Here is a 25,906-nt window from a genome sequence, read left to right on the forward strand (position 1 = left end):
TGAATATCCCGGTTCATATTTGTGCATTTTACGCGCCCTGATGCCGGTAGCAATATAACGCCTGCATAACCATTCATGGCAGAACGGCATGACCCCACGCCCCCGCATCGCCCCGCCCACCCCATCCGTCCCGCCGCGCAAACCGGCCTTGCTGATCCTGCTGGCCGCCAGCCTGCAGCTGGCCGGCTGCGCGGTCGGACCCGACTTCCAGCGTCCGTCCATCCCGCCGCCCGCTTTTCGCCTGCCGGACAGCGCCTCAGCGACGCAAGCCGGCGCAGCCGCCTCCCGCCCCATTGACGCCCGGTGGTGGAAGCTGTTCAACGACCCCGTGCTCGACTCGCTGCAGCAGCTGGCCGCGCAGGGCAACCTGGATCTGAAGATCGCCGAGGCCAGGTTGGCGCAGAGCCGCGCCCAGCTCGGCATCGCGGAATCCGCCAACCTGCCCAGGCTGGGGCTGGGCGCCCAGTATTCGCGCGAAGCGATCAGCGGCGAAGGACCGCTGGCCAGGCTCGGCGCGCCGAATACGCCGCACAATCTGCGCCAGGCCGGACTGGACAGCAGTTGGGAACTGGACATCTGGGGCTACAACCGCCGCTTGCGGGAAGCCGCCTACGCCGGCCTGGACGCCGCGCGGATGCGCAGCGAAGGCGCCAGGGTGATCCTGGCGGCCGACATCGCCCGCAACTATCTGCTATTGCGCAATGCGCAGGCCCAGCTGGATATCGTCGAACACAACCGGCAGTCGGCGCTCAAACTGCAGGAGCTGACCCAGCGGCGCGCCCAGCATGGCGTCGCCACCCGCTACGAAACCGCCGCCGCCAGCGCCCAGCTGGCGGTCTTCGAGGCGCAGCTGCCGCGGCTGCGCCAGCAGCGCGCCGCGTTGATGAACGCGCTGGCGCTGCTGCTGGGCGAGCCGCCCCATGCGCTGGAAGCGCTGCTGGCGCCGCCCTCCGGCCTGCCACCATTGCCGGGCGAAGTTCCGGTGGGCCTGCCGTCCGAGCTGGCGCGCCGCCGGCCCGACATCCTGCTGGCCGAAGCGCAGCTGCGCGAAGCCACGGCGGCGATAGGCATGGCCCAGGCCGACTTCTACCCCCGCGTCCGCCTGAACGGCAGCTTCGGCTACCAGGCGCTGGAGGCCAGCGACTTCGGCAGCTGGTCCTCCCGCTTCTTCTCGGCCGGCCCGTCCTTCTACCTGCCCATCTTCGAAGGCGGCCGGCTCAGCCGCAAGCTGGAGCTGAGCCAGGCCAAGCAACAGGAAGCCGCCGTGGCCTACCGCCAGACCGTACTGCGCGCCTGGCACGAGGTAGACGACGCGCTATACGCCTATTCCAGCGAGCAGGCGCGGCAAATCCAGCTGCAGCGGGCCTTCGAGCAGCAGAGCATCGCGCGCGACGCGGCCTTGCAACGCTACCGCGAGGGCGCCAGCCATTTCCTGGCGGTGCTCCACGCAGAGCAGGCCCTCCTCTCCAGCCAGCGCGAGCTGACCGACAGCCGCACCGGCATCGCGCTGGCCCTGGTCGGCCTGTACAAGGCGCTGGGCGGCGGCTGGGATGCCGATCTGGCCGCGGCAAGCGGGAAAGACGCGTCATGAGCGCGCCAGCCCCCTCCCCGCCGCCGCCGGCTCCTTTCGGCCCCCGCCTGATCATCGGCCTGTGCGGCGTGCTGCTGGCCACCATCATGTCCGGCCTGAACAATCGCGTCGGCGCGCTGGCGCTGGCCGATCTGCGCGGCGCGCTGGGATTCGGCGCCGACGAGGGCGCCTGGCTCAACAGCGCCTACCTGGCCGGCGAGCTAGTGGCCATGCCGTTCTCCTGCTGGCTGGCCATCACCTTCTCGCTGCGCCGCTTCCACCTGGCGATGGTGGCCGCCTTCGCCCTGCTCGCCGCGCTGCTGCCCGCCATCCACAGCCTGCCGCTTTTGCTGGCGCTGCGCTCGGCGCAAGGCCTGATAGGCGGCATGCTGATTCCGGTGCTGATGATGGCCGCGCTGCGCTTTCTGCCCTTGTCGGTCCGGCTGCACGGCCTGGCGCTGTACGCGCTGACCGCCACCTTCTCGCCCAATCTCGCCGCCTGGCTGGGCGGGCAATGGACCGACGTCTGGCGCCATTGGCCGCTGGTCTATTGGCAAAGCCTGCCGCTGGCGCTGCTGTCGATGGCGATGGTGGCCTGGGGCCTGCCCCAGGATCCGGTTCTGCTGCCCCGCCTGCGCCAGGCCAACTGGTTCGGCATGGGTTGCGCCTGCGTCGGCCTGTCCATGCTGGCGCTGGCGCTGGATCGAGGGGGGCGGCTGGACTGGTGGCGCTCAGACTTGATCTGCTGGCTGGCGCTGGGCGGCTCAGGCATGACCGCCTTGTTCCTGCTCAGCGAATGGTTCCACCCCGCGCCCTTCATCAAGCTCCAGCTGCTGGGCAAGCGGAATCTGGCCCTGGGCTTTTCCGCCTTCGTCGTGCTGCTGGTCGTGATGCTGTCGGGCTCGCTGCTGCCCGCCATCCACCTGGAGCGCGTCTGGGGCTACCGCAGCCAGCAAAGCGCCCCCATCGGCCTGATCATCGCCGTGCCGCAATTGCTGCTGGGCTCTCTGGTGGCGCTGCTGCTCTATCGCCGCCGCGTCGACGCGCGGCACGTCTTCGCGCTGGGCCTGGGCCTGATCGCGCTGGCCTGCCTTCTCGCCAGCCGCATCACCAGCGACTGGACCTGGACATACTTCCTGCTGGCCCAGGCGCTGCAAGCCGTCGGCCAGCCGATGGCCGTGATTTCCACCCTGTTTTTGTGCACCAGCGTGGTGCTGCCGCCGGAAGGCCCTTACGTGGCGGGCACCGTCAACACCCTGCGCGCGTTCGGCATTCTGCTCGGCAGCGCGGTGGTCAGCCATTTCGTCACCCTGCGCGAGCGCTTCCACAACACAGACCTGACCGACCGCCTGGGCCAGGTGGCCGGCGTCGTTCAGCTGCCCGATGGCTTGGGCGCAGGCGTGCGCCAGCAAGCGTTCGTGCTGGCGATATCCGACGCTTACTGGCTGCTGGGCGCCATCGCGCTGCTGCTCATCCTCCCCGTGCTGTGCCTGCAATACGTGCCTCCGCCCGGCAGCGCGCCGCCAGCCGCCCCCCAGACACCCTGAATCCGGAGACAAACCATGACCATGCCACGATCCGCAAAATACCTGAGCGCCGGCGTACTGCTCGCCCTCGCCGCCGCTTCCGTCCACTTGCTGAACCGCCACGAGAGCGACACCTCGGAACAAAGCACCGACGACGCCTACGTCCAGGCGGACTTCACCCTGGTGGCTCCTCGCCTGTCCGGCCAGATCAGCCGGCTGCTGGTGAAGGATCACCAATCCGTCGCCGCGGGCCAGCTGGTGGCGGAGCTGGACAATCAGGACCAGCAGGCCGCATTGGCCGCCGCCCGCGCCGACGTGCAGGCGGCCCGGGCCAATGTCGAAGGGCTCAAGGCCCAGGCCAGCCGCCAGGGCGCCGTCATCGCCCAGGCCGGCGCCGCGGTCAGCGCCGACGACGCTTCGCTGGCGCTGGCCAAGGCCAACCAGCGCCGTTATCGCGACCTGTCTTCCGATGGCTCGGGTTCGGAGCAGGACGCCCAGCAAGCCGAAGCGCAGCTGCGCATCAGCGCGGCGGCGAAAGAGCGCGACCAAGCGGCGCTGACCGCCGCCAGGCTGCAGTCCGACATCATCGCCGCCGATCTTCACAAGGCCGAAGCGGCGTTGGCGCGCAGCGAGGCGGCGCTGCACACCGCGCAGCTCAACCTCTCCTACACCCGTATCAGCGCGCCGGTGGCCGGCACCGTCGGCAGGCTGTCCGCGCGCGTCGGCAGCTATGTCACCACCGGCACTCCGCTGATGGCGGTAGTGCCCTTGCAGGCGGTCTACATCGAAGCCAACTACCGCGAAACCCAGCTCGCCTCGATACGTCCCGGCCAGGCGGTCAACGTTCAGGTCGACACCTTGCCCGGCGTCAGCCTGAACGGCCGCGTCAGCAGCCTGGCGCCGGCCAGCGGCATGGCCTTCGCCCCCATCGCGCCGCAGAACGCCACCGGCAACTTCACCAAGGTGGTGCAGCGGCTGCCCGTCCGCATCCAGCTGGACCCCGGCCAAGCAGCCTTGAAACAGCTGCGGGTCGGCATGTCGGTCCAGCCGACGATTTACACCCGCCAATCCTCGCGGGAATAAAAAAAACGGACAGCAAGCTGTCCGTTTTTCTCATGCCAGGCGAGCGAATCAGGCGCTCGGCTCGGCCTTCTGGCGCAGGCGCAGGTTCAGCTCGCGCAGCTGCTTGTCATCCACCGCGTTCGGCGCGTTGGTCAGCAGGCACTGGGCGCGCTGGGTCTTGGGGAAGGCGATCACGTCGCGGATGGATTCCGCGCCGCACATCAGCGTCACCAGGCGATCCAGACCGAAAGCCAGGCCGCCGTGCGGCGGCGCACCGAACTTCAGGTTGTCCAGCAGGAAGCCGAACTTGTTCTGCTGCTCTTCCGGGCTGATCTTCAGCGCGCCGAACACCTTCTCCTGGATCTCGGCGCGGTGGATACGGATCGAGCCGCCGCCGATTTCCCAGCCGTTCAGCACCATGTCGTAGGCGCGGGCCAGGCAGTTGGCCGGATCCGTTTCCATCAAGTCCTCGTGGCCCGGCTTCGGGCTGGTGAACGGATGGTGGCAGGCGGTCCAGCGGTCGGCTTCCTCGTCATGCTCGAACATCGGGAAGTCAACCACCCACAGCGGGCGCCATTCCTTGACGAAGTAGCCGTTGTCCAGACCGTGCTCGTGGCCGATCTTGATGCGCAGCGCGCCGATCGCCTCGTTCACCACCTTGGCCTTGTCCGCGCCGAAGAAGACGATGTCGCCGTTCTGCGCGCCGGTGCGCTCGATGATCTGCTTTAGGCCGTCGGCGGACAGGAACTTCACGATCGGGGACTGCAGGCCCTCTTCGTTCAGCTTGGTCGCGTCGTTGACCTTGATATAAGCCAGACCCTTGGCGCCGTAGATGGCGACGAACTGGGTGTAGTCGTCGATTTCCTTGCGGCTGAACGACGCGCCGTTCGGCACGCGCAGGGCCACCACGCGGCCATTGGCCATGTCGGCGGCGCCGCGGAACACCTTGAACTCTTCCGACTTCATCACGTCGGTCAGTTCGGTGAATTTCAGCGAAACGCGCATATCCGGCTTATCGGAGCCGTAGTAGAACATGGCGTCACCGTAAGTCATGCGCGGGAAGGTCGGCAGCGTCACGCCCAGCACGTCGCTGAAGATCTCCTTGGTCATGGTCTCGGTGATGTCCATGATCTGGTCCTCGTTCAGGAACGAGGTCTCGATATCGATCTGGGTGAATTCAGGCTGGCGGTCGGCGCGCAGGTCTTCGTCGCGGAAGCACTTGGTGATCTGGTAGTAGCGGTCGAAGCCGGCCACCATCAGCAGCTGCTTGAACAGCTGCGGCGATTGCGGCAGCGCGAAGAACTCGCCCGGATGCACGCGGGACGGCACCAGGTAGTCGCGGGCGCCTTCCGGGGTGGAGCGGGTCAGCATCGGGGTTTCGATGTCGATGAAGCCCTGCTTGTCCAGGTGGTTGCGCACGCCCATGGCCACCTTGTAGCGCAGGCGCAGGTTCTTCTGCATCGCCGGGCGGCGCAGGTCGATCACGCGGTTGGTCAGGCGGACGTTTTCCGACAGGTTCTCGTCGTCGATCTGGAACGGCGGCGTCGCCGCGGCGTTCAGGATCTCGATTTCCTTGGCCAGGATTTCGATCTCGCCGGAGATCATCTTGCTGTTGGCGGTGCCGGCCGGACGCTCGCGCACGATGCCGCTGATGGACAGCACGTACTCGCCGCGGCTGCTGTCAGCCAGACGGAACGCTTCCGGGGTGTCCGGATCGATCACCACCTGCACCAGGCCTTCGCGGTCGCGCAGGTCGATGAAGATCACGCCGCCATGGTCGCGGCGGCGGTGGGCCCAGCCTTTGACGGTCACGGTTTGACCGAGGTATTTCTTGTCGATGAGTCCGCAATAATCGGTGCGCATTGGGTAAAACCTTTTTGATTGAATTCTTCGAAGTTCCCGCTAGGGGACGACATGCTTAGGGGCTAGACAGGGTGACGGCCTAGCCCTGCCGATTATGTTCATCATTCAGCCGCGGGCGCTGAGCCTGCGGCGGCGGGTTCGGAACCACCACGCCCATGGAAATGACGTACTTGAGCGCCTCGTCGACGCTCATGTTCAGCTCGCGGGTATCGCTGCGCGGCACCACGATGAAGTAGCCCGAGGTCGGGTTCGGCGTGGTCGGCACGTAAACGCTGACCAGTTCCTCGCCGTTCTCCGCGTGGCGCAGGATTTCCTGGGCCGGCGTGCCGGTCTGGAAGGCCACGGTCCAGGCATTTTGATGCGGCCAGCGCACCAAGAGCGCGTTCTTGAACGCGTTGCCGGAGTCGGACAACAGCGTGTCGCTGACCTGCTTGACGCTGTTGTAGATCGAGTTGACCACCGGCGTGCGCGACAGCAGGCCGTGCCAGAACTCCACCAGGCGGCGGCCCAGCACGTTGGCGGCCAGCATGCCGGTGCCCATCACCACCAATACCGCGAACACCACCCCCAAACCGGGGATGTGCATGCCGAACAGCTGCTCTGGGCGCCACTCGGCCGGCAGCAGCGTCAGCGTCTGGTCCAGCGAACCGATGATCAGGTTCAATACCCAAAGGGTGATCGCCAGCGGCAGCCAGATCAGCAGGCCGGCGATCAGATAGCCCTTCAGGGTCATTTTGATTTGCGGGGGAACCGACATCAGTCGCAACCGCAGCCGGCGCCGCAGCTATGGCCCCCGGAAGAGGTGGAATCGCCGGACGAGGACGAAGACGAGGAAGCGCCGCCCTTGAAGTCGGTGGCGTACCAGCCCGAGCCCTTCAGCTGGAAACCCGCGGCGGACAGCTGCTTGTTGTAGTCGGCGCTGCCGCATTCCGGACAGGCGGCCACCGGCGCGTCGCTCAGTTTCTGCAGGTGTTCCTTGGCGACGCCACAGGCGCCGCAACGATATTCATAGATCGGCATAGCTTTACTTTCCCGCCAATTGACCACAATGGCATAATACGCATGATTGCTGCACTGCACCACATCCGGAACTAAACTCAGGACAGGTCTGACTGTACAGATGCGGCCGCCAGCTTTCAAACACAAGTGCGCCGTCTGCAAACCAGCCATTATATCCGACTGAAACGGCAATACAAAAACCACTTTTACTCATTCTGCTGCAACACCGCCCTGCAACGCTATCCCGGAGGTCCAAATGGTTTACCAAGAAGGTCAGATGGAAAGCATACGCAACATTCTCGCCGGCAAGAGGGGGCTCATCGTCGGCATCGCCAACGAAGACAGCATCGCCTACGGCTGCGCCACTGTGCTGCATCAGCTGGGCGCGGAGTGCGCGGTCACCTACCTCAACGCCAAGGCCGAGAAATACGTGCGGCCGCTGGCCGAAGCTTTGCAGGCCAAGCTGGTGCTGCCGCTGGACGTGGAGCAAGCCGGCCAGCTGGAGAGCGTGTTCGCCGAGATAGAAAAGCACTGGGGCGGGCTGGACTTCATCATCCACTCCATCGCCTATTGCCCGATGGAAGACTTGCACGGCCGCGTCACCGACTGTTCGCTGGCCGGCTTCCAGCAGGCGATGCGGGTGTCGTGCTACTCCTTCATCGAGATGGCGCGGTTGGCCGAGCCGCTGATGAAGCGCGGCGGCAGCCTGATCACGATGAGCTATTACGGCGCCGACAAAGTCGTGGAAAACTACAACATCATGGGTCCGGTCAAGGCAGCGCTGGAAAGCGTGTCGCGCTATCTGGCCAACGAGCTCGGCCCCAAGCGCATCCGCGTGCACGCGGTGTCGCCCGGCCCGCTGAAAACGCGCGCCGCCTCCGGCATCGCGCATTTCGACCAGTTGATCGAGGACGCCATCGCCCGCGCGCCGCAAAATCGCCTGGTGGAGATAGAGGAAGTAGGCATGACCTGCGCCTTCCTGATTTCCGACGCCGCCAGCGGCCTGACCGGCCAGACCATCTACGTAGACGGCGGACACCACATCAAGGCTTGAGGAGAGCGGCATGATTCACGATACCCACGCATTCGACGACATCCTGCAACAGGCTCGCCAGTTGGGCGCGCTGCCGATGGCGGTGGCTCACCCCTGCAGCCGCGAATCCCTGCTGGGCGCGGTGGAGGCCGCCGACAACGGCATCGCCACCCCCATCCTGGTCGCGCCCCTGGCGCGGCTGCAGAAGCTGGCCGACGAACTGGAAGTGGACCTCCGGCGCTTTGAATGCCTGGACGTCGAGCACAGCCACGCCGCCGCCGCCCGCGCGGTGCAGCTGGCCCGCGACGGCTACGCCGACATCCTGATGAAGGGCAGCCTGCACACCGACGAATTCATGAGCGCCGCTCTGGCGCGCGACACCGGCATCCGCACCGACCGCCGCATCAGCCACATCTGGGTGATGAAGGTGGAAAGCTATCCGCGCTACCTGTTCATCACCGACGCGGCGGTCAATATCGAGCCGGACCTGATCACCAAGCGCGACATCTGCCAGAACGCCATCGACCTCACCCACGCGCTCGGCATCCCCTGCCCCAAGGTGGCCATCCTGGCCGCGGTGGAAACCATCAACCCCGACATGCGCTCGACGCTGGACGCCGCCGCGCTGTGCAAGATGGCCGACCGCGGCCAGATCACCGGCGCCATCCTCGACGGCCCGCTGGCCTTCGACAACGCCATCTCCAAGGAAGCCGCCGAGAGCAAGGGCATCGTCTCGCCGGTGGCCGGCGATCCCGACATCCTGCTGGTGCCGGACCTGGAGGCCGGCAATATGCTGGGCAAGCAGCTGACCTACCTCGCCCAGGCCGCCTCCGCCGGCATCGTGATGGGCGCCCGCGTGCCGATGGTGCTGACCAGCCGCGCCGACGACGCCAGCGGCCGTCTGGCCTCCAGCGCCATCGCCAGCCTGCTGGCTCACCAGAAGCGCCGCCAGGGAGGACGTTCATGAACCGTTGCCTGTTGGCAATCAACGCCGGCTCCGCCACGCTGAAGTTCCGCGCGTTTTCGCTGGACGGCCAGACGCTGCTGGCGCGCGGCATGGTGGACCGCTTCGGCAGCCGCGAAGCCCTGTTCTCGCTGGCCGACGCCAACGGCCAGAAGCTGGCCGAGCGCGGCCTGGCCGACGCCGCCCACGACACCGCGCTGGCGGCGGCGCTGAACGGCCTGGCCGACCAGGGCCTGGAGGCGCGGGCGGTGGCGCACCGCGTGGTGCATGGCGGCAGCCGCTTCCGCCAACCGACGCTAGTGGATGCCGACACCCGGGCGGCGCTGGACGACTACATCGCGCTGGCGCCGCTGCACCAGCCGGTCAGCCTGGCGGTGATAGACGCCTTCAGCCGGATAGATTCGCAACTGCCGCAAATCGCCTGCTTCGACACCGCCTTCCACGCCACCCAGCCGACGGTGGCCACCCGCTTCGGCATCGCACGCCACTGGCACGACGAGGGCGTGCGCCGCTACGGCTTCCACGGCCTGTCCTACGCCGCCATCGCGCGGCGGCTGCCGGAAATCGGCCTGGCCCACGGCAAGGTGGTGGTCTGCCACCTCGGCAGCGGCGCCAGCGCCTGCGCGATCGAGTCCGGCAAGAGCGTGGCGTCCAGCATGGGATTCTCGGCGGTGGACGGCCTGATGATGGGCAGCCGGCCCGGCTATATCGACCCGGAGGTGATCCTGTACTGGCAGGAGCATGAAGGCATGGGGGTGAAGGACGTGCGGCGCGAGCTGTACAAAAACTCCGGCCTGCTGGGCGTGTCGGGCGTGTCCGCCGACATGCGCGAGCTGCTGGACAGCGAACTGCCGGAGGCCCGCGAGGCGGTGGAGCTGTTCTGCTACCGCGCCGCGCGGGAAGCCGCCAGCCTGGCCGCGGCGATGCGCGGCCTGGACGCGCTGATCTTCACCGCCGGCATCGGCGAGCACTCGGCGGAAGTGAGGGCCAGGATATTGCAGCAGTTGTCCTGGCTGGGATTCGAGCTGGACCACGCGGCCAACCTCGCCCACGCGCGCCGGCTCACCGCCGCCGGCAGCCGTCTGCCGGCCTATGTGCTGCCCACCGACGAGGAAGGCGAGATGGCCCGCCAGGCGGCGCGCCTGCTCTAAGAAGCGGTTCGCTGGCCCCGCGCATCGGCGATGCGGCGTTGCAAACGGCTGCAGAATACCCGGGGAGCGCATGCGCGCTCCGCCTCCCCGGCCGTTTTCTCCTAGCCCCGCCTGCGCTGGCGAGACTTTGAACCAGCGTCAAACCTTCAGGCTCAGGCCTCGGCGGCGCTCAGCCAGCGGGTAAGCACCTGGGCGGCCAGCGCGGGCATAGCCTCGCCGTGCCGCCGGTTCTGCTCGCGCAAATCGCGCGGGTCGATGCCCGCCGCCGCCAGCTCTCCGCTGTGGCCGATCAGCCAGCGTTCCAGCTGCGCCGGCTCCACTTCCGGATGGAATTGCAAGCCAAGCGCGTAATCCTCGACGGCGAAAGCCTGGTTCGGACACAGCTCGCTGCCCGCCAGGCACTGCGCGCCGTCGGGAATGGCGAACTGGTCGCCATGCCAGTGCAGCACCGGCGCGTCGGCCAGCGGCGCCAGCGGCGACGCTTGGCCGGCATCGGTCAGACGCAGCGGCGCGTAGCCGATTTCCTTATGCCCCATCGGCGCCACCGGCGCGCCGAGCGCGCTCGCCATCAATTGCGCCCCCAGGCAGATGCCCAAGGTCGGCCGGCGCCGCCTCAGCCTCTGCTCCAGCAGCAGCCGCTCCTGCTGGAGAAACGGATACAGATCGTCGTCGCCGACGCCTATCGGGCCGCCCAGCACCACCAGCAGATCGGCCTGCTCCAGCGCCGGGCTGTCCAGCCGGTCCACGCCGGCCTCGCGGTATTCGATGCGGTAGCCGCGCATTTCCAACTGGCGGCGCAAGGACCCCAGGTCCTCGAACGCGACATGGCGGATCGCAATGGCGGTTTTCATCGGCGGCGCTCCCGTTTCTGCGTGCGGATTCATCGAGTATGCATAAGCCCCTTGCCCTTGTCGACGCGGGAAAGGACAACGCCCCCGCCGCATCGCTGCGACGGGGGCGCGGATACACAAAAGGCCCCGCGATGCGGAGCCTTTGCGTATTCTTGCAGCCTGGGCTGTCGATCGATTAGGCCATGGCCTTGATCTGGGCGGACAGACGGCTCTTGTGACGAGCAGCCTTGTTCTTGTGGAACACGCCCTTGTCAGCGATGCGGTCGATCACTTTTTCGGAAGTCTGGAACACCACGCGAGCGGCGGCCTTGTCACCGGCTTCGATAGCCTTGAGCACTTTCTTCACTGCGGTACGGAACGCAGTACGCAGGCTGGCGTTGTGCGCGCGCTGCTTAAGGGCTGTGCGTGCACGCTTGCGAGCTTGTGCGCTGTTAGCCATGAATTTCTCCTGATAGCGGAATCTGAAACCCGCGATTCTAAGCCCTAAACTCAGGTTTTGCAACAATAAACCCGCCAGCGTAAACTAGCGGGCTTGCTCAATCCGCCCAGTATCGGCCGTCAAACCAAAATGAACCTGCTCAAGGCCCTGGCTGCAGTCAGCAGCATGACCATGGTGTCCCGCGTCCTCGGCCTGGTGCGCGACACCCTGGTCGCCCGCATCTTCGGCGCCGGCATGGCCGCCGACGCCTTCAACGCCGCCTTCAAAATTCCCAACATGCTGCGCCGGCTGTTCGCCGAAGGCGCGTTCTCGCAGGCTTTCGTGCCCATCCTCGGCGAGTACAAGCAGAACAAGACCCATGAGGAAACGCGCGAGTTCGTCGCCAAGGTGACCGGCGTGCTGGGCTCGGTGCTGCTGCTGGTGACGGCGATAGGCATGCTGGCCGCGCCGGCCATCATGTGGATCTCGGCGCCCGGCTTCTACCGCGAGCCGGCCAAGGCCGCGCTGTTCGCCGACATCCTGCGCGTGTCTTTCCCCTATATATTCTTCATCTCGCTGTCGTCGATGACCGGCAGCATCCTGAACAGTTGGGGCAAATTCTCGATCCCTGCTTTCACGCCCACCTTCCTGAACCTCAGCTTCATCGTGTTCGCGCTGTGCTTCACCCATTACTTCCATCCGCCCATCATGGCGATGGCGTGGGCGGTGTTCGTCGGCGGCCTGATCCAATTGGTGTGGCAACTGCCTTTCCTCAAGCAGATCGGCATGCTGGCCCGGCCCATCCTGGCCTTCCGCGACCCGGAAGTCTGGCGGGTGATTCGGCAGATGGGGCCGGCGATCTTCGGCGTGTCGGTTGCGCAGATCTCCCTCTTGATCAACTCCACCTTCGCCTCCTTCCTGCCCACCGGCAGCGTGTCGTGGATGTATTACGCCGACCGGCTGATGGAATTCCCATCCGGCGTGCTGGGCGTGGCGCTCGGCACCATCCTGCTGCCGTCCTTGTCCAAACACGCGGCCAGCAAGTCCGACGCCGAGTTCAGCGTGCTGCTGGACTGGGGCATCCGGCTGTCGCTGCTGCTCGCGGTGCCGGCCACCGTTGGCCTGGGCCTGCTGTCCGGCCCGCTGCTGTACACCATGTTCATGTACGGCAAATTCACGCCTCACGACGCGCTGATGTCGCAGCAGGCAGTGATCGCCTATTCGTTTGGCCTCCTGGGCCTGATCCTGGTCAAAGTGCTGGCGCCGGGCTTTTACGCGCGCCAGGACATCAAGACCCCGGTCCGCATCGCAGTGACCACCCTGGTCATCACCCAGGTGATGAACCTGGCCTTCGTGTTTCCGCTGAAGCACGCCGGCCTGGCGCTGTCGATCGGCCTCGCCTCCTGCATCAACGCCGGCCTGTTGATGCACACGCTGCAAAAGCGCGGCATCTACCGGCCGGAGGCCGGCTGGAAGCCCTTCCTCGCCAAATTGTTCGTCGCCATCGCGGCGATGGCCGCCGCGCTGCTGGCCTGCCTGCAGTGGCTGCCGATAGACTGGCACGGCCACGCCTGGCAGCGCGCGCTGTGGCTGCTGTTGCTGGTCGGCGTCGGCGCGACGGTCTACTTCGCCGCCTTGTTCGCGCTGGGTTTCCGCCCGCGCCAGTTCATGCGCCGCGAGCATTGAGCCGCCAGCCTATGATTCATCAGCATTCGGTTAGAAAGTCGCAACCATGAGCCATCTCACCCCCGAACATTCGCCGTTGGGCAAGACCGTCAGCTACCAGGACCAGTACGATCCCTCCCTGCTGTTCCCGATCGCGCGCAAGACCAAGCGCGACGAGATCGGCGTGGATGAAGCCGCGCTGCCCTTCGCCGGCGTCGACATCTGGACCGGCTTCGAGCTGTCCTGGCTCAATGCCCGCGGCAAGCCGCAGGTCGGCATCGCCACCTTCCGCATCCCGGCGGCCAGCCCCAGGCTGATCGAGTCCAAGTCGTTCAAGCTCTACCTGAACAGCTACAACCAGACGCGGATGGACGGCGTCGACGCCCTCTCAGCCCAACTGGCGCGCGACCTGTCCGCAGCCGCCGGCGCGGAGGTTTCGGTCTCCATCGCGCTGCCGCAGGCCTTCGCCGCCGAACAGGTACGCGAACTGGCAGGCGAGTACATCGACGAGCTGGACATCGAGGTCGACCACTACGCGCCCTGCCCTGAGGTTCTCAAGGCCGACGCCGCCGACATCGTCAGCGAAACCCTGTGCAGCAATCTTTTGAAATCCAACTGCCTGGTCACCGGCCAGCCGGACTGGGGCAGCGTATCCATCCGCTACACTGGGCCGAAGATCGACCGCGAGGCGCTGCTGAGATATCTGATCGGCTTCCGCCAGCACAATGAATTCCACGAGCAATGCGTGGAACGCATCTTCGTCGACGTGCTGCGCGCCTGCGCGCCAGAGAAGCTCACCGTCTACGCCCGCTACACTCGCCGCGGCGGCCTGGACATCAATCCGTGGCGCAGCAATGCGGACGCCGCGCCGACGGACAACGTCCGCGCCGCGCGGCAGTAAGCGGCCCGGCCGGCCAAAACAAAAGGGATGCCAAAGAGCATCCCTTTTTTGCGGACCAGGCCCGGCCTCAGAACGGCGCCGGCGCCTCGAATTCCATCTCCTCGAAAGTCACCGGGTGGCGCAACACCAGCCTCGACGCGTGCAGCAGCAGGCGGTCGGCCTTGGCCTGCGCCTCCGGCGGCGCGTAGATGTCGTCGCCGAGGATGGGGTGGCCGGATTCCAGGTTCAGCATGTGCATGCGCAGTTGGTGGGCGCGGCCGGTTTGCGGATCCAACTCCATCCGGCTGATGTTGCGGCCGGTGTCGCGCAGAATCACCCGGTAATGGGTAATGGCTTCCTTGCCCTCGTCGAAATCCACCTTCTGCCGCGGCCGGTTCGGCCAATCGATGATCAGCGGCAGATCCACCGTGCCGCTATTGCTCTCCACGATGCCGTCCACTACCGCGATGTAGCGCTTCTTCACCTTGCGGTCCATGAAGGCGATGGACAAGGCGCGCTGCATCTCCGGGCCGCGGCCCATCACCACCAGGCCGGAGGTGTCCATGTCCAGGCGGTGCACGGTCAGCGCGTCCGGGTAGACCTTCTGCGCGCGGCTGATCAGGCAGTCGGCCTTGTCCTCGCCTCGTCCCGGCACCGACAACAGGCCGCTGGGCTTGTCCAGCACCAGGAGGCAGCTGTCGGCGTAGATCACGGAAAGGCCGGTGTCCGGCGGCGGGTTGTAGTGTTCCAGATTGTGTCTTTGCATTGAAAACGGCTTTTAAGAAAAACGATTTGGCGGCGATTATCGGCGTTAAAGCCTTGCGCCACAAGCTGTTACCGTCTTTTCTCCGCGGCGCTGTCACTTGAAATCCCGCCCGGCAGCCATCACCCTGTTCAGACAAGACGACAAAGGACGCATCATGACGGAACGATTCTATCAAGACCCCTACCAGACCCGCCTGGCCACCCGCGTGCTCAGCCACGACGACGCCGGCCTGACGCTGGAAGACACGCTGTGCTATCCCCTGGGCGGCGGCCAGCCCGGCGACAGCGCCACGCTGACGCTGGCCGACGGCGCCATGCTGCGCATCGCTGACACCCGCCGCGACCGCGACACCCGCGCCATCCTGCACCAGACCGAAGGCGACACCCGCCTCGCGCCCGGCGCGGAAGTGACGCTGGAGCTGGACTGGGAGCGCCGCTACCGCCACATGCGCATCCACACCTGTCTGCATTTGCTGGGCGTGGTGATCAAGGCCGGCGTCACCGGCGGCAATATGACTGCGGAATCGGGCCGGCTGGACTTCGCGCTGCCGGAAGGCATGGAGCTGGACAAGGAGCATATCGAGGCCGAGCTGAACCGGCTGGTGGCGGCCGACCTGCCCCTCGTCGTGAAAATGACCAGCGGCGAAGCGCTGAAGGCGCAGCCCGAGCTGATCCGCACCATGTCGGTGACGCCGCCCTTGCACCTGCCGGAGATCCGGCTGATCGAGGTGGAGGGGGTGGATCTGCAGCCCTGCGGCGGCACCCATGTCGCGCGCACCGGCGAAGTGGGCCGGGTGCGGGTGAAGAAGATAGAGAGCAAGGGGGCGCGCAACAAGCGGGTGGTGGTGGAGCTGGCGGAATGAGCCGGGAAACCGTCATCGGCAGCGTGCTGGCGGTATTGACCGGCAAAGCCGTGCCCTTCGCCCGCCCCGGCGCGGTCAGCGCCATCGCCAAGCAGCCGCTGGCTGGACGCGCATCCGTGGGCGCGCTGGGCCTGGCTGGCGACGAGCAAGGCGATCCGCGCTACCACGGCGGCCCGCACAAGGCAGTGCATCTGTACGCCTTCGAGCATTACACCCGCTGGCGCGACGAAATCGGCCCGCGTCCGGCGCTGGAGCAACCCGGCGGCTTCGGCGAAAACCTGAGCACGCTGGGCATGGACGAGGCCACGCTGTGCTTGGGCGACCAATTGGCAATCGGCTCCGCGGTGCTGGAGATCTCCCAGGGCCGCCAGCCTTGCTGGAAGCTCAATCACCGCTTCGACCAGCGCGACATGGCCAAACGCTTGCAGGACAGCGGCCGCACCGGCTGGTACTGCCGGGTGCTGCGCGAGGGCGACGTCGGCGCCGGCGACGACATCCGCCTGCTGGCGCGCCCGCATCCGGAGTGGACGCTGGCGCGGCTGGCCGATGTCTTCTACCGCCGCGGCCTGGAGCGGGCGTTGCTGCTGGAGATCGCCCGGCTGCCGCTGGTGGAGTCCTGGCGGCAGCTGATCGAGAAAAGGCTGGAAAGCGGACAGCTGGAAGACTGGAGCCGCCGGCTGGACGGCTAGGCAAGCAAAACGGGGACCGAATCGGTCCCCGTTGCTATTTGGCGGATGCCGCGCTCAGCGGGCGTCCAGCGCCATTTCGTGCTCCGGATGCTCCGGCTTCTCGTCCAGCGTCATCCGGTGCAGCCACGGCGCGATGATGATGGTCACGATCGCGATCGCGCCGGTCACCACGCCGATCTGGGTGAACACGCGGCTATAGATCTCCAGCGTGGCCAGCGGGCTGGTGACGTTGTCCGGCGCGGCGGTCAGGCCCGCCACCCAGCCGGCGATCACCGACGACGCGGCCGAGGTCAGAAACCATGCGCCCATGATGAATCCCATCAGACGCTGCGGCACCAGTTGCGCCACCATCGCCAGGCCCAGGCCGGAAATCAGCAACTCGCCCACGCTCTGCAGCAGATAGCTCAGCACCATCCAGTTGGACGACACCAGGCCCTGGGCGTTGGCGTACTTGGCGCCCAGCGGCAGCACCAGAAAGGCGGCGGCGCACAGCACCATGCCGATCGCGAACTTGTGCGGCATCGGCAGGCGGTTGCCCAGCTTGTTGTAGCAGACCGCCAGCAGCGGGCTGGCCAGCATGATCCAGAACGGATTCAGCGACTGGAACTGCTCCGGCTGCACCGGGATGCCGAACAGCGTGTGCTCGGTATTGTGGATGGCGAAGAAGTTCAGCGACAGCGGCATCTGGTTGTACAGCACGAAGAACACGGTCGCCTGCAGCATCAGGATGGCGGCCACGATCATCTTCTTGCGCTCCGCGCCCTTCAGCAGCAGCGTTTCCTTGACGTACAGACCCACCACGCCGATGGACAGCACGGCCAGCACCACATTGGCGATGATCTCGTGCTTCAGCAGCAGCGCGGCCGCGCCGCAGGCGACGACGATGCCGGCCAGCACCGCCAGCCAGGTGGACAGCTTGGGCGTGCGGAAATCGGCGTCGGAGCCGTAATCCTTGACCCAGCCCTGCATGAAAACGAAGTTGACGACGGTGATCAGCATGCCCACCACCGACAGCGCGAAAGCATGGGCGTAACCGAAACGGTCGGCCAGCCACGGCGTGGCCAGCATCGACAGCAGCGAACCGATATTGATCGCCATGTAGTACATGGTGAAGGCGCCGTCCAGGCGGGGATCGTTCTCCTCGTAGCACTTGGACAGCAGCGACGACGGGTTGGCCTTGAACAGGCCGTTGCCCACCGCGATGGTGCCCATGCCCAGGTAGAGCAAGCTGATGTGGTCGGCCGACGCGGTCACCATCGCATAGCCTGCGGTCAGCACCAGCGCGCCCAGCAGAATGGTGCGCTTGGTGCCCAGCACCTTGTCGCCCAGCCAGCCGCCGACGGCGATCAGGCCGAACACCAGCGCGATGAAGGACGAAAACAGCGTGAAGGAGTCGGCCTCGCGCAGGCCCAGGGCCTTCACCAGGTAGACGGCCAGGATGCCCTGCAGGCCGTAGAAGCCGAAACGCTCCCAGAATTCGATCGAGAAGATCAGGTAAAACGGCTTGGGCTGGCGCAAGGGATTGAGCGCAGACGACGTCATTATGGGTTCCTTGTAATCAGAACTGCCGCGGACCCGGGAAAAAATCCTGCATGGCGGAATGACGGAAAGACAGACACCCGCGGCGCCGGCCATCGCCAGTCACGCCAGGGTGAGACAGACAGTGGTCACTACTGAAAAATAAGGCAAACTCTTGCCATCATTCGAAAAAGCACGACAAATAGCGCTTTTGCTCTATGAAAGATAGCGTTCAGGAACTATTGATGAACGAAGTAGTCGGACCTGTCAATGCGGGGAGAAGAAATCAGGGGCAAATACCCGCATGGCAAGGACGGGATTCGAGAATGCGACAGTATTTTACAAATCAGAATGCTGCTAAATCGATTATTAAAAGAATAAATACAATCCATTGACATATTTAAGCAATATAATTGCTTTTATATCAAACCAACATCTATTCTCCGCCAACTCCAGCCCTCATCTACACAAAGCCGCCAGCCTGCGGTCCAGCTCGCCTCCCCGCCGACGCAAGGCATCGACGAAACGCAGCGGCAACGGCGACGCCGGGCGGAACTGCGGCAACACCAGCTGCACCGAAAATGGAATGGCCTCGGCCAGCGGCCTTACCGCCACCCCTCTTCCCGCCTCGGCCAGCGCCGTCAAAGGATTGACGATGGCCACCCCCAGGCCCAGCCTCACCATCTCGCAGACCGAGGCCGCGCTATGGCTGGACAACTGCAGCCGCCGCGCCACGCCTTCGCGCGCGAACCAGGCGTCCACCTGCTGCCGGTAGCTGTCGCTGGCGGCCAGGCTGATGAAGGACAGGCCGTCGAAATCGCGCGCGTCCAGCCTGCGCTTTTCCGCCAGCGGATGCCCCGCCGGCAGCACGCACAGCTCGTCCCCCTGCCATAGGGGCTGCGCCAGGCAGCCGGCCGGGGCCTGCTGCTGCTCAGTCAGGCCCAGGTCGAAGCGCTGCGCGGACAACCATTCCTCCAGCCACGGCGACTCCTGCGGGCTGATGTCCACTCCCACGTCGGGAAAATCGGCGACGAAGTCGGCGCAGGCCGCCGGCAGCAAGGCCTGCGCGAACACCGGCAGGCAGGCGATGGCCAGCTGGCCGCCGGCGAACTGGCGAATCGCGTCCGCGCTGGCGACGATGCGTTCCAGGCCGACAAAGCTGCGCTCCACTTCAGTGAACAATTGCAGCGCCTGCTGGGTGGGCCGCAGCCGGCCGTGGCCGCGCTCGAACAGAGCCAAGCCCAATAGCTGCTCGCAACGCGCCAGCTCGCGGCTGACGGTAGGCTGCGAGGTATGCAGCAACCGCGCGGCGCCGCTGACGCTGCCGCTGGTCATCACCGCCCGGAATACCTCGACGTGACGCAGATTGATCGACACGGCCACTCCCGTTGCTTGAATTCAATCCATATCATAAATGAAAGACCTGCCAATAAATTGCTATTTTATTTTTGCAGCAAGCCGGTGGATCATTGAATGAAATCTCAACCGGAATGCCCGCCATGCACGCCTTCGACCACCGCCGACTCGCCGATATCGCCCGCCAATACGGCACCCCGCTATGGATCTACGATGCCGGCTCCATCCGCCAGCGCATCGCTCAGTTGAAGGCGTTCGACACCATACGCTATGCGCAGAAGGCCAACTCCAACACCCACATCCTGCGGCTGATGCGCGCCGAGGGCGTGAAGGTGGACGCGGTGTCGCTGGGCGAGATCGAGCGCGCGCTGGCCGCCGGCTACCGCGGCGGCGGCGAGGACGCCGACATCGTGTTCACCGCCGACGTCCTGGACCGTCCGACGCTGGCCAGGGTGGTGGCCGAGAACATCCCGGTCAACGCCGGCTCCATCGACATGCTGCGCCAGCTGGGCGAAGCCGCGCCCGGCCATCCGGTGTGGCTGCGCATCAATCCCGGTTTCGGCCACGGCCACAGCCAGAAGACCAACACTGGCGGCGAGAACAGCAAGCATGGCATCTGGCACGGCGATCTGGACGAAGCGCTGCAGGCTGTGCGCCAGTTCAAGCTGCGGCTGATCGGCATTCACATGCACATCGGCTCCGGCGTCGACTACGGCCACCTGGAGCAAGTGTGCGGCGCGATGGTGGATCTGGTGGCGAAGCTGGACTGCGACATCGAGGCTATCTCCGCCGGCGGCGGCCTGTCGATCCCCTACCGCGACGGCGAGCCGCGCATCGACACCGGGCATTACTTCCAGTTATGGGACGCCGCCCGCCGGCGGATCGCCGAGCGCCTCGGCCATCCGGTGCGGCTGGAAATCGAGCCCGGCCGCTTCCTGGTGGCAGAATCCGGCGCGCTGCTCGCCGAAGTGCGCGCGGTGAAGAATATGGGCAGCCGCCGCTTCGCCCTGGTGGATGCCGGCTTCAACGACCTGATGCGGCCGTCGCTGTACGGCAGCTATCACCACATCACGCTGCTGGACGCCGACGGCCATGAGAAAACCGGAGCCGTCGACACCGTGGTGGCCGGCCCGCTGTGCGAATCCGGCGATGTATTCACCCAGCAGGAAGGCGGCACCGTGGAAACCCGGCCGCTGCCGCCGGCATCGGTCGGCGACCTGATGGTGTTCCACGATGCCGGCGCTTACGGCGCCTCGATGTCGTCCAACTACAACAGTCGGCCGCTGCTGGCCGAGGTGCTGGTCGACGGCGCCGAAGTCCGGCTGATCCGCCGCCGCCAGACCATGGCCGAGCTGCTGGCGCTGGAAGCCTGAGCAGCCCAACGCAGAACGCAAAAAAGCCGGACGTCGTCCGGCTTTTTCGCACATTCCGTCAAACCCAGGCCGGAATCAGCCCTTCTGTTCCATCTTGTTGATGACGAACTTGACTCCCGGCACCTTCTCGGCCGCCTGGCCGGCCTGGAACATCTGCTGATCGTCGGTCATCACACCTTCGATCGTCACTTCGCCCTTCTTGCTCGACACCTTCAGGTCCAGCGGCTTCAATGCCGGCTCGGCGTCCAGCGCCTGCTTGACGCTGGCGGCCAGTTGCTCGTCGGTCGGCGCGGCGACCGCCGCGTCTTCGGCGTAGACGGCGTGGGCGGCGAAAGCGCCGGAGCAGGCCAGAGCGGCCAACAGCAGGGTGCGGCTTGCGATTCGTTTCATCGTTTTCTCCAAATTTCTCGCGACGATGGCCGTTCGGCATCCGCGCCGCCGGCCATATCCATGGGACCCGTCCATGTTAACGATGAAACTTTTCGGTTTTGTTTCAGCTCCATGACTTCACATCTGCCCGGCATCACGCCGGGCCGTCCATCAGGTTACAATCCAGACCATCTACCACGGGAAGGCCATTCGGCCCCAAGCATGAAGCAGACACTGTTCAAGAAAAGCTGGCCGCTATGGCTGGCCTTGCTGGCGCTGGCCGGCTGCACCACCACCTCGTCCGTCGTTCCCGACCGCCCGGCTCCCGGCATCCCCTCCGGCGCCGACAGCGCCAGCCCGGCCGCTCTTCCCGCCTGGAACGACCAGGCCGTCGGCGACACGATCCAAGGCCTGCGTCAAAGTTGCCGGACCCTGCAGAAGAAACCAGCCTGGAGCGGCGTCTGCCGCGAGGCAGGCGCGCTGGCGGACAATGACGCCGACGCCGCGCGCCGCTTCTTCGAAAACCGCTTCACCGCCTGGAAGCTGCGCGACGGCGGCCGCGACAGCGGCCTGATCACCGGTTACTACGAGCCGCTGCTCAACGGCAGCCTCAACCGCTCCGACCGCACGCCGTGGCCGATCTACGGCGCGCCGCGCGACATGGTCAGCGTCGACGTGCCGATGAGCCAGCGCAATCGCGGCGTGCTGCGCGCCAAACAGACCGGTCCCGGCCGGCTGGCGCTGGCCTCAGGCGGCAATATCGAAATCAACCCGGCCGACTTCCCCGCCGATCCGCGCGGCATCCGCATGAAGGGCAGACTGTCCGGCTCCCGCCTGCTGCCCTACTTCACCCGCGGCCAGATCAACCAGGGCAGCATCGCCGGCAGCGCGCCGGTGATCGCCTGGGTAGAGGACCCGGTGGAGCTGTTCTTCCTGCAGGTCCAGGGCTCCGGCCGCATCCAGCTGGACGACGGCAGCTTCCTGCACGTCGGCTTCGCCGACCAGAACGGCTATCCCTACCAGTCGATAGGCAAATGGCTGGTGGACAAGGGCGAAATGACGCTGGGGCAGGCGTCGATGCAGGGAATCAAGGATTGGCTGGCGAAAAACCCGCAGCGCCGCGACGAGTTGCTGGCGGTCAACCAGAGCTACATCTTCTTCAAGCAATTGCCCGGCGACAACGGCGGGCCGATCGGCGCGCTGGGCGTGCCGCTGACCGGCGGCTACAGCATCGCGGTGGACCCGCGCTACATCCCGCTGGGCGCGCCGGTCTATCTGTCCACCACCTGGCCCCACTCCAGCGAGCCGCTGACCCGGCTGGTGCATGCCCAGGATACCGGCAGCGCGATCAAGGGCGCGCTGCGCGCCGACCTGTTCTGGGGCTACGGCACCGAGGCCGGCATGTACGCCGGCCGGATGAAACAGCAAGGCAGCCTATGGCTGCTGCTGCCTAAGGGCTTGTCTCCCGGCGCCGCGCTGTAACGCGCATCACGGCAGACGGAGCCCAAGGGCTCCGTTTCGGTTTTCAAGCCGGCTCAGGCCGCCAGCGCGCGCGGCCGGCGGCGCACGGCGATGGCGGGAGGAAGCGAACAAGCGCTGCGGGCGCGGCCTCTCCGCCTTCCCGCTCCTCATCGCGGCTCAAGGCGGTCTCCAGCGCCCGGCTGGCCAGGAACAGCGCGCGCACCACTTCCGGCTGCCGGAGAACGGCGTGTTGCGACAACAGCTCGCCACTGAGCGGATCCACTCCAATGGCGAGGGCTTCCACTATGCTGCGGGCTTCGGCTGGCGACATCATGCAGGCTCCTCGGACTGATGGAACGACAATCCATGCCGCGAATATCGTGGCTGGACCCCGCATAGGATCGGCATTCCCGGAGCAAAGCGCACCTGTCTGTTCAGCCACCTGCGCAATGCGCGGCCAGCGCCTGGCGCACCCGCCCCTGCCCGTCCTCCAGCCAGACCACCACGCCGCTGACGCCCGGCCTCTGGCCATCTGCGAAGCGCAGATGCCGTTTCAGCGTCGTTTTGGCGCCGCTCAACGGAAAGGGACCGGCCAAGGTCCGCGCCACCGCATCGTGCCGCAACAGCCTGCCCTGGTTCTCTCCCGCGCTCACCCGACTTTGCAGTCCGTCCTCGAACAGCGCCAGCATCAGGCGCAGCGGCGGCTCGCCGGGCCCGAGCACGGCTTCGGCCTCGATGTCCACGCCGTCTCCCGCTTGCCGCCCCCTCACCCGCAGCGCGGCTCCCGCCTGCCCGCCGGGAAGGCCAGCCCTCAGGCCGTCGTAGCCGGAGAAACGCCAGTCGCGCCCATTGACCAGCATCTGTGGGGTATAAATCAGTGGCGATCCGGCCAGAGCCGCGCGCCAGCGTTGGCGCTGCGAATAATCGGGGCTGGCGAAACGGTCCCGCCAGCCCAGGCCATCCCAGTAATCGACATGGAAAGCCAGCGGCACCACCCGCTTCGCGTCCAGTCCGGCCGCGGCGAGGCCTGACAGCCAGCTTTCGGCCGGCGGACAGCTGCTGCAGCCCTCCGAGGTGTACAGCTCCAGCAAGGACGCCTGACGACCGGCATCCTGCGCGCCGCTCAAAACGCAAGCCGCGGCAGCCTGCGCCGGCGGCGCGCAGATCAACAGCATTCCAACCCAGCAAATCGCTTTCCAGCATTCCATGGCTCTCTCCCCCGCCGTTTGCAGATTAGTCGCAAACGCCTCGGGTTTCTTGCATGGGAAGGATGGATCGCCACCAGGCAGAGCGCGCGCTCATCCAAGAAAACGGCGACCGGGCAGAAATTGGCGGGCAAACAGGAAAGGGAAAGGGAAAGGGGTTGCGCTTACGCGCAACCCCTTGTATCTGGTGGGCCCCCCGAGAGTCGAACTCGGCACCAACGGATTATGAGTCCGCTGCTCTAACCAAGCATGAGCTAGAGGCCCTGAAGAGTGGGCGATTATAGCAGGGGAAAATAAAAATCCCCAAGCCCTTTATTCAAGGAGCTTGGGGATTTCCGACATTTCAAGCAGTGCGCTTATTGGCCGCCCGGCTCGCTGTCCAGGAAGCTGCGCAGACGCTCGGAACGGGTCGGATGACGCAGCTTGCGCAGCGCCTTCGCCTCGATCTGACGGATCCGCTCGCGGGTCACGTCGAACTGCTTGCCCACTTCTTCCAGCGTGTGGTCGGTGTTCATGTCGATGCCGAAACGCATGCGCAGAACCTTGGCCTCGCGCGGCGTCAGCGTGTCCAGCACTTCCTTGGTCGCGTCCTTCAGGCTGGAATACATCGCCGCGTCGGACGGGGCCAGGTTGTTCTGGTCCTCGATGAAGTCGCCGAGATGGGAATCGTCGTCGTCGCCGATCGGGGTTTCCATGGAGATGGGCTCCTTGGAAATCTTCATGATCTTGCGAATCTTCTCTTCCGGCATCTCCATCTTCTCGGCCAGTTCCGCCGGATCCGGCTCGCGGCCGCTTTCCTGCAGGATTTGACGCGAGATGCGGTTCATCTTGTTGATGGTCTCGATCATGTGCACCGGGATGCGGATGGTGCGCGCCTGGTCCGCGATGGAGCGGGTGATCGCCTGGCGGATCCACCAAGTGGCATAGGTCGAGAACTTGTAGCCGCGGCGGTATTCGAACTTGTCCACCGCCTTCATCAAGCCGATGTTGCCTTCCTGGATCAGATCCAGGAATTGCAGACCGCGGTTGGTGTACTTCTTGGCGATCGAAATCACCAGACGCAGGTTGGCCTCGATCATTTCCTTCTTGGCGCGGCGCGCCTTGGACTCGCCGGCCGACATCTGGCGGTTGATTTCCTTCAGCGCCTTGATCGACAGCATCGCCTTGTCCTGCAGATCGGACAGACGGGTCTGCTTCTCGATGATCGCGTGCTTGAAGCGGGTCAGCGCCTCGCTCCAGGCCTTGCCGGAATCGATTTCGCTTTCCACCCAGTCGGTGTTGATCTCGTTGCCGGGGAACACCTTGATGAAGTGGGCGCGATCCATGCGCACGCGGCTGACGCAGATGTCCTGGATGTCGCGCTCGTAAGTGCGGATCTCGTTGACGCGGCCGCGCAGCGACTCACAGAGGCTTTCCACCTGGCGGGTTGCGAAGCGCACCAGCATGAACTCGGTGGTGATCGCGTCCTGCAACTCCTGGTATTCCTTGCTCTGCGGACCCTTGGAGCCCAGCGCCTTGACCATTTTGTCGAACAGCATGCGCACGCCGGCGAAGTGCTCCAGCGCGTGCTGCTTCAGTTCTTCCAGATTGGCCGCGGCGTCGGCGTCGGCGTCGACCTCGCCTTCCTCGTCCTCTTCCTCTTCCTCTTCCTCGTCCAGCAGATCGTCGCTGTCCTCGGCTTCGGCGAATTGGGCTTCGTCTTCGGTCGGGGCGTTGAGGTCGATGAAACCGTCGACGACTTCGTCGACGCGGATTTCATCGCGCGACACGCGCTCCATCAACTCCAGCACCTCGGCGATGGTGCCGGGGCAGGCGGAGATGGCCTGGATCATGTACTTGAGGCCGTCTTCGATCCGCTTGGCGATTTCGATTTCGCCCTCGCGGGTCAGCAACTCGACCGAACCCATTTCGCGCATGTACATGCGCACCGGATCGGTGGTGCGGCCGAATTCGGAGTCCACCGAGGACAAGGCCGCCTCGGCCTCTTCCACGGCGTCTTCATCCGCCACCGAAGGGGTGGCGTCGGACATCAGCAAGGTTTCGGCGTCCGGCGCTTCCTCGCATACCTGAATGCCCAGACCGGCGATCATCGTGACGATGTTTTCGATCTGCTCGGCGTCGGATACGTCTTCCGGCAGGTGGTCGTTGATTTCGGCGTAGGTCAGATACCCACGCTCTTTGCCCAGGGCGATCAGCTGGCGCAAGCGTTTCCGCTGCTCTTCCAGGCTCATCACCTCTTGTTGGCTGTCCTGCACATCTTTCTGGTTTTCGGGAGAGGCCGCCATTTCGCTTCCTGCTTGAAAAAAAGCCGAAAAAAACAGTTGA

General features: G+C 65.6%; 24 protein-coding genes and 1 tRNA gene. 12 read left to right on the forward strand and 13 right to left on the reverse strand.

Annotation, left to right across the window (positions count from 1 at the left end; all coding sequences use genetic code 11):
* The first annotated feature begins 88 nt into the window (after positions 1-88).
* From ACX17K_RS08775 to ACX17K_RS08785, 3 genes are read left to right on the forward strand one after another with little or no spacing between them, the layout of a single operon-like run.
* Entirely contained in the window at positions 89-1,591 is a 1,503-nt protein-coding gene (locus tag ACX17K_RS08775) for an efflux transporter outer membrane subunit (RefSeq protein ID WP_493774489.1), read from the forward strand.
* Positions 1,588-3,117: an MFS transporter gene (locus tag ACX17K_RS08780; protein WP_493774490.1), complete on the forward strand. Its 1,530-nt coding sequence runs from the start codon at positions 1,588-1,590 to the stop codon at positions 3,115-3,117. Before ACX17K_RS08775 ends, ACX17K_RS08780 begins: the two co-directional genes overlap by 4 nt.
* Positions 3,118-3,132: 15 nt before the next feature.
* Positions 3,133-4,179 (forward strand): HlyD family secretion protein, encoded by a 1,047-nt coding sequence (locus ACX17K_RS08785; protein WP_493774491.1) that lies wholly within the window; start codon positions 3,133-3,135, stop codon positions 4,177-4,179.
* A 48-nt stretch (positions 4,180-4,227) separates the two neighbouring features.
* Here the strand turns inward: ACX17K_RS08785 and aspS are convergent, their stop codons facing one another.
* The 3 genes from aspS to ACX17K_RS08800 all read right to left on the reverse strand — a co-directional run bounded on the left by aspS (position 4,228) and on the right by ACX17K_RS08800 (position 7,041).
* Positions 4,228-6,021: an aspartate--tRNA ligase gene (gene aspS, locus ACX17K_RS08790; RefSeq protein WP_493774492.1), complete on the reverse strand. Its 1,794-nt coding sequence runs from the start codon at positions 6,019-6,021 to the stop codon at positions 4,228-4,230.
* 79 nt (positions 6,022-6,100) lie between these two features.
* Positions 6,101-6,754 (reverse strand): DUF502 domain-containing protein, encoded by a 654-nt coding sequence (locus ACX17K_RS08795; RefSeq protein ID WP_347371106.1) that lies wholly within the window; start codon positions 6,752-6,754, stop codon positions 6,101-6,103.
* A gap of 23 nt (positions 6,755-6,777) precedes the next feature.
* On the reverse strand, positions 6,778-7,041 hold the full coding sequence (locus ACX17K_RS08800; protein ID WP_493774493.1) for an FmdB family zinc ribbon protein: 264 nt from the start codon (positions 7,039-7,041) through the stop codon (positions 6,778-6,780).
* A gap of 235 nt (positions 7,042-7,276) precedes the next feature.
* On the opposite strand from ACX17K_RS08800, the gene fabI reads away from it, so the two are divergent.
* The 3 genes from fabI to ACX17K_RS08815 are packed head-to-tail and all read left to right on the forward strand — an operon-like array spanning position 7,277 to position 10,168.
* A complete protein-coding gene (gene fabI, locus ACX17K_RS08805; protein WP_493774494.1) occupies positions 7,277-8,074 on the forward strand; it encodes an enoyl-ACP reductase FabI in 798 nt (265 codons plus the stop codon).
* Between the two features lie 10 nt (positions 8,075-8,084).
* Positions 8,085-9,020: a phosphate acetyltransferase gene (locus tag ACX17K_RS08810; protein WP_493774495.1), complete on the forward strand. Its 936-nt coding sequence runs from the start codon at positions 8,085-8,087 to the stop codon at positions 9,018-9,020.
* On the forward strand, positions 9,017-10,168 hold the full coding sequence (locus ACX17K_RS08815; protein ID WP_493774496.1) for an acetate/propionate family kinase: 1,152 nt from the start codon (positions 9,017-9,019) through the stop codon (positions 10,166-10,168). Before ACX17K_RS08810 ends, ACX17K_RS08815 begins: the two co-directional genes overlap by 4 nt.
* Positions 10,169-10,320: 152 nt before the next feature.
* On the opposite strand, the gene ACX17K_RS08820 is transcribed toward ACX17K_RS08815, so the two are convergent.
* Positions 10,321-11,019, reverse strand: coding sequence for a glutamine amidotransferase (locus ACX17K_RS08820; RefSeq protein ID WP_493774497.1), 699 nt, complete (start codon positions 11,017-11,019; stop codon positions 10,321-10,323).
* Positions 11,020-11,194: 175 nt separating this feature from the next.
* Positions 11,195-11,458, reverse strand: a complete 264-nt coding sequence (gene rpsT, locus ACX17K_RS08825; RefSeq protein ID WP_046155534.1) for a 30S ribosomal protein S20 — start codon at positions 11,456-11,458, stop codon at positions 11,195-11,197.
* Positions 11,459-11,587: 129 nt separating this feature from the next.
* Between rpsT and murJ the strand changes: the two genes are divergently transcribed.
* Together murJ and queF are read left to right on the forward strand one after the other, a co-directional pair.
* On the forward strand, positions 11,588-13,123 hold the full coding sequence (gene murJ / locus ACX17K_RS08830) for a murein biosynthesis integral membrane protein MurJ (RefSeq protein WP_493774498.1): 1,536 nt from the start codon (positions 11,588-11,590) through the stop codon (positions 13,121-13,123).
* A 46-nt stretch (positions 13,124-13,169) separates the two neighbouring features.
* On the forward strand, positions 13,170-14,003 hold the full coding sequence (gene queF / locus ACX17K_RS08835; protein ID WP_493774499.1) for an NADPH-dependent 7-cyano-7-deazaguanine reductase QueF: 834 nt from the start codon (positions 13,170-13,172) through the stop codon (positions 14,001-14,003).
* Between the two features lie 67 nt (positions 14,004-14,070).
* Here the strand turns inward: queF and ACX17K_RS08840 are convergent, their stop codons facing one another.
* Positions 14,071-14,748 (reverse strand): pseudouridine synthase, encoded by a 678-nt coding sequence (locus ACX17K_RS08840; protein ID WP_493774500.1) that lies wholly within the window; start codon positions 14,746-14,748, stop codon positions 14,071-14,073.
* A gap of 154 nt (positions 14,749-14,902) precedes the next feature.
* Here ACX17K_RS08840 and ACX17K_RS08845 point away from each other — a divergent pair, with 154 nt between their 5' ends.
* Positions 14,903-15,610: an alanyl-tRNA editing protein gene (locus tag ACX17K_RS08845; protein ID WP_493774501.1), complete on the forward strand. Its 708-nt coding sequence runs from the start codon at positions 14,903-14,905 to the stop codon at positions 15,608-15,610.
* Complete coding sequence (locus ACX17K_RS08850; RefSeq protein WP_493774502.1) at positions 15,607-16,299, forward strand: MOSC domain-containing protein; 693 nt, start codon at positions 15,607-15,609, stop codon at positions 16,297-16,299. The genes ACX17K_RS08845 and ACX17K_RS08850 overlap by 4 nt, the downstream gene beginning before the upstream one ends.
* Positions 16,300-16,353: 54 nt before the next feature.
* Here ACX17K_RS08850 and dtpA read toward each other — a convergent pair whose 3' ends face one another.
* Positions 16,354-17,841, reverse strand: a complete 1,488-nt coding sequence (gene dtpA, locus ACX17K_RS08855) for a dipeptide/tripeptide permease DtpA (protein ID WP_231162199.1) — start codon at positions 17,839-17,841, stop codon at positions 16,354-16,356.
* A 435-nt stretch (positions 17,842-18,276) separates the two neighbouring features.
* Complete coding sequence (locus ACX17K_RS08860; RefSeq protein WP_493774503.1) at positions 18,277-19,194, reverse strand: LysR family transcriptional regulator; 918 nt, start codon at positions 19,192-19,194, stop codon at positions 18,277-18,279.
* A 122-nt stretch (positions 19,195-19,316) separates the two neighbouring features.
* Here ACX17K_RS08860 and lysA point away from each other — a divergent pair, with 122 nt between their 5' ends.
* Complete coding sequence (gene lysA, locus ACX17K_RS08865; RefSeq protein ID WP_493774504.1) at positions 19,317-20,546, forward strand: diaminopimelate decarboxylase; 1,230 nt, start codon at positions 19,317-19,319, stop codon at positions 20,544-20,546.
* Positions 20,547-20,621: 75 nt separating this feature from the next.
* On the opposite strand, the gene ACX17K_RS08870 is transcribed toward lysA, so the two are convergent.
* Positions 20,622-20,936 (reverse strand): BON domain-containing protein, encoded by a 315-nt coding sequence (locus ACX17K_RS08870; protein ID WP_231151048.1) that lies wholly within the window; start codon positions 20,934-20,936, stop codon positions 20,622-20,624.
* 201 nt (positions 20,937-21,137) lie between these two features.
* Here ACX17K_RS08870 and mltA point away from each other — a divergent pair, with 201 nt between their 5' ends.
* On the forward strand, positions 21,138-22,397 hold the full coding sequence (mltA, locus tag ACX17K_RS08875; protein ID WP_493774505.1) for a murein transglycosylase A: 1,260 nt from the start codon (positions 21,138-21,140) through the stop codon (positions 22,395-22,397).
* 43 nt (positions 22,398-22,440) lie between these two features.
* On the opposite strand, the gene ACX17K_RS08880 is transcribed toward mltA, so the two are convergent.
* The 4 genes from ACX17K_RS08880 to rpoD all read right to left on the reverse strand — a co-directional run bounded on the left by ACX17K_RS08880 (position 22,441) and on the right by rpoD (position 25,866).
* The gene (locus tag ACX17K_RS08880; RefSeq protein ID WP_493774506.1) at positions 22,441-22,710 is read right to left on the reverse strand and encodes a hypothetical protein; all 270 of its coding nucleotides are present in this window, start codon (positions 22,708-22,710) and stop codon (positions 22,441-22,443) included.
* A 100-nt stretch (positions 22,711-22,810) separates the two neighbouring features.
* A complete protein-coding gene (locus tag ACX17K_RS08885; RefSeq protein WP_493774507.1) occupies positions 22,811-23,584 on the reverse strand; it encodes a DUF1223 domain-containing protein in 774 nt (257 codons plus the stop codon).
* 182 nt (positions 23,585-23,766) lie between these two features.
* Positions 23,767-23,845 (reverse strand) — tRNA-Ile (locus ACX17K_RS08890).
* A gap of 92 nt (positions 23,846-23,937) precedes the next feature.
* Positions 23,938-25,866 (reverse strand): RNA polymerase sigma factor RpoD, encoded by a 1,929-nt coding sequence (rpoD, locus tag ACX17K_RS08895; RefSeq protein WP_493774508.1) that lies wholly within the window; start codon positions 25,864-25,866, stop codon positions 23,938-23,940.
* Positions 25,867-25,906 lie beyond the last annotated feature (40 nt).

This window comes from Chromobacterium sp. INPA-IVC (assembly GCF_059047085.1).

Coding starts and splice junctions, on each gene's coding strand:
- ACX17K_RS08775 (WP_493774489.1), top strand. CDS start 89: ATGACCCCACGCCCCCGCATCGCCCCGCCCACCCCATCCGTCCCGCCG.
- ACX17K_RS08780 (WP_493774490.1), top strand. CDS start 1,588: ATGAGCGCGCCAGCCCCCTCCCCGCCGCCGCCGGCTCCTTTCGGCCCC.
- ACX17K_RS08785 (WP_493774491.1), top strand. CDS start 3,133: ATGACCATGCCACGATCCGCAAAATACCTGAGCGCCGGCGTACTGCTC.
- aspS (WP_493774492.1), bottom strand. CDS start 6,021: ATGCGCACCGATTATTGCGGACTCATCGACAAGAAATACCTCGGTCAA.
- ACX17K_RS08795 (WP_347371106.1), bottom strand. CDS start 6,754: ATGACCCTGAAGGGCTATCTGATCGCCGGCCTGCTGATCTGGCTGCCG.
- ACX17K_RS08800 (WP_493774493.1), bottom strand. CDS start 7,041: ATGCCGATCTATGAATATCGTTGCGGCGCCTGTGGCGTCGCCAAGGAA.
- fabI (WP_493774494.1), top strand. CDS start 7,277: ATGGTTTACCAAGAAGGTCAGATGGAAAGCATACGCAACATTCTCGCC.
- ACX17K_RS08810 (WP_493774495.1), top strand. CDS start 8,085: ATGATTCACGATACCCACGCATTCGACGACATCCTGCAACAGGCTCGC.
- ACX17K_RS08815 (WP_493774496.1), top strand. CDS start 9,017: ATGAACCGTTGCCTGTTGGCAATCAACGCCGGCTCCGCCACGCTGAAG.
- ACX17K_RS08820 (WP_493774497.1), bottom strand. CDS start 11,019: ATGAAAACCGCCATTGCGATCCGCCATGTCGCGTTCGAGGACCTGGGG.
- rpsT (WP_046155534.1), bottom strand. CDS start 11,458: ATGGCTAACAGCGCACAAGCTCGCAAGCGTGCACGCACAGCCCTTAAG.
- murJ (WP_493774498.1), top strand. CDS start 11,588: ATGAACCTGCTCAAGGCCCTGGCTGCAGTCAGCAGCATGACCATGGTG.
- queF (WP_493774499.1), top strand. CDS start 13,170: ATGAGCCATCTCACCCCCGAACATTCGCCGTTGGGCAAGACCGTCAGC.
- ACX17K_RS08840 (WP_493774500.1), bottom strand. CDS start 14,748: ATGCAAAGACACAATCTGGAACACTACAACCCGCCGCCGGACACCGGC.
- ACX17K_RS08845 (WP_493774501.1), top strand. CDS start 14,903: ATGACGGAACGATTCTATCAAGACCCCTACCAGACCCGCCTGGCCACC.
- ACX17K_RS08850 (WP_493774502.1), top strand. CDS start 15,607: ATGAGCCGGGAAACCGTCATCGGCAGCGTGCTGGCGGTATTGACCGGC.
- dtpA (WP_231162199.1), bottom strand. CDS start 17,841: ATGACGTCGTCTGCGCTCAATCCCTTGCGCCAGCCCAAGCCGTTTTAC.
- lysA (WP_493774504.1), top strand. CDS start 19,317: ATGCACGCCTTCGACCACCGCCGACTCGCCGATATCGCCCGCCAATAC.
- ACX17K_RS08870 (WP_231151048.1), bottom strand. CDS start 20,936: ATGAAACGAATCGCAAGCCGCACCCTGCTGTTGGCCGCTCTGGCCTGC.
- mltA (WP_493774505.1), top strand. CDS start 21,138: ATGAAGCAGACACTGTTCAAGAAAAGCTGGCCGCTATGGCTGGCCTTG.
- ACX17K_RS08880 (WP_493774506.1), bottom strand. CDS start 22,710: ATGATGTCGCCAGCCGAAGCCCGCAGCATAGTGGAAGCCCTCGCCATT.
- ACX17K_RS08885 (WP_493774507.1), bottom strand. CDS start 23,584: ATGGAATGCTGGAAAGCGATTTGCTGGGTTGGAATGCTGTTGATCTGC.
- rpoD (WP_493774508.1), bottom strand. CDS start 25,866: ATGGCGGCCTCTCCCGAAAACCAGAAAGATGTGCAGGACAGCCAACAA.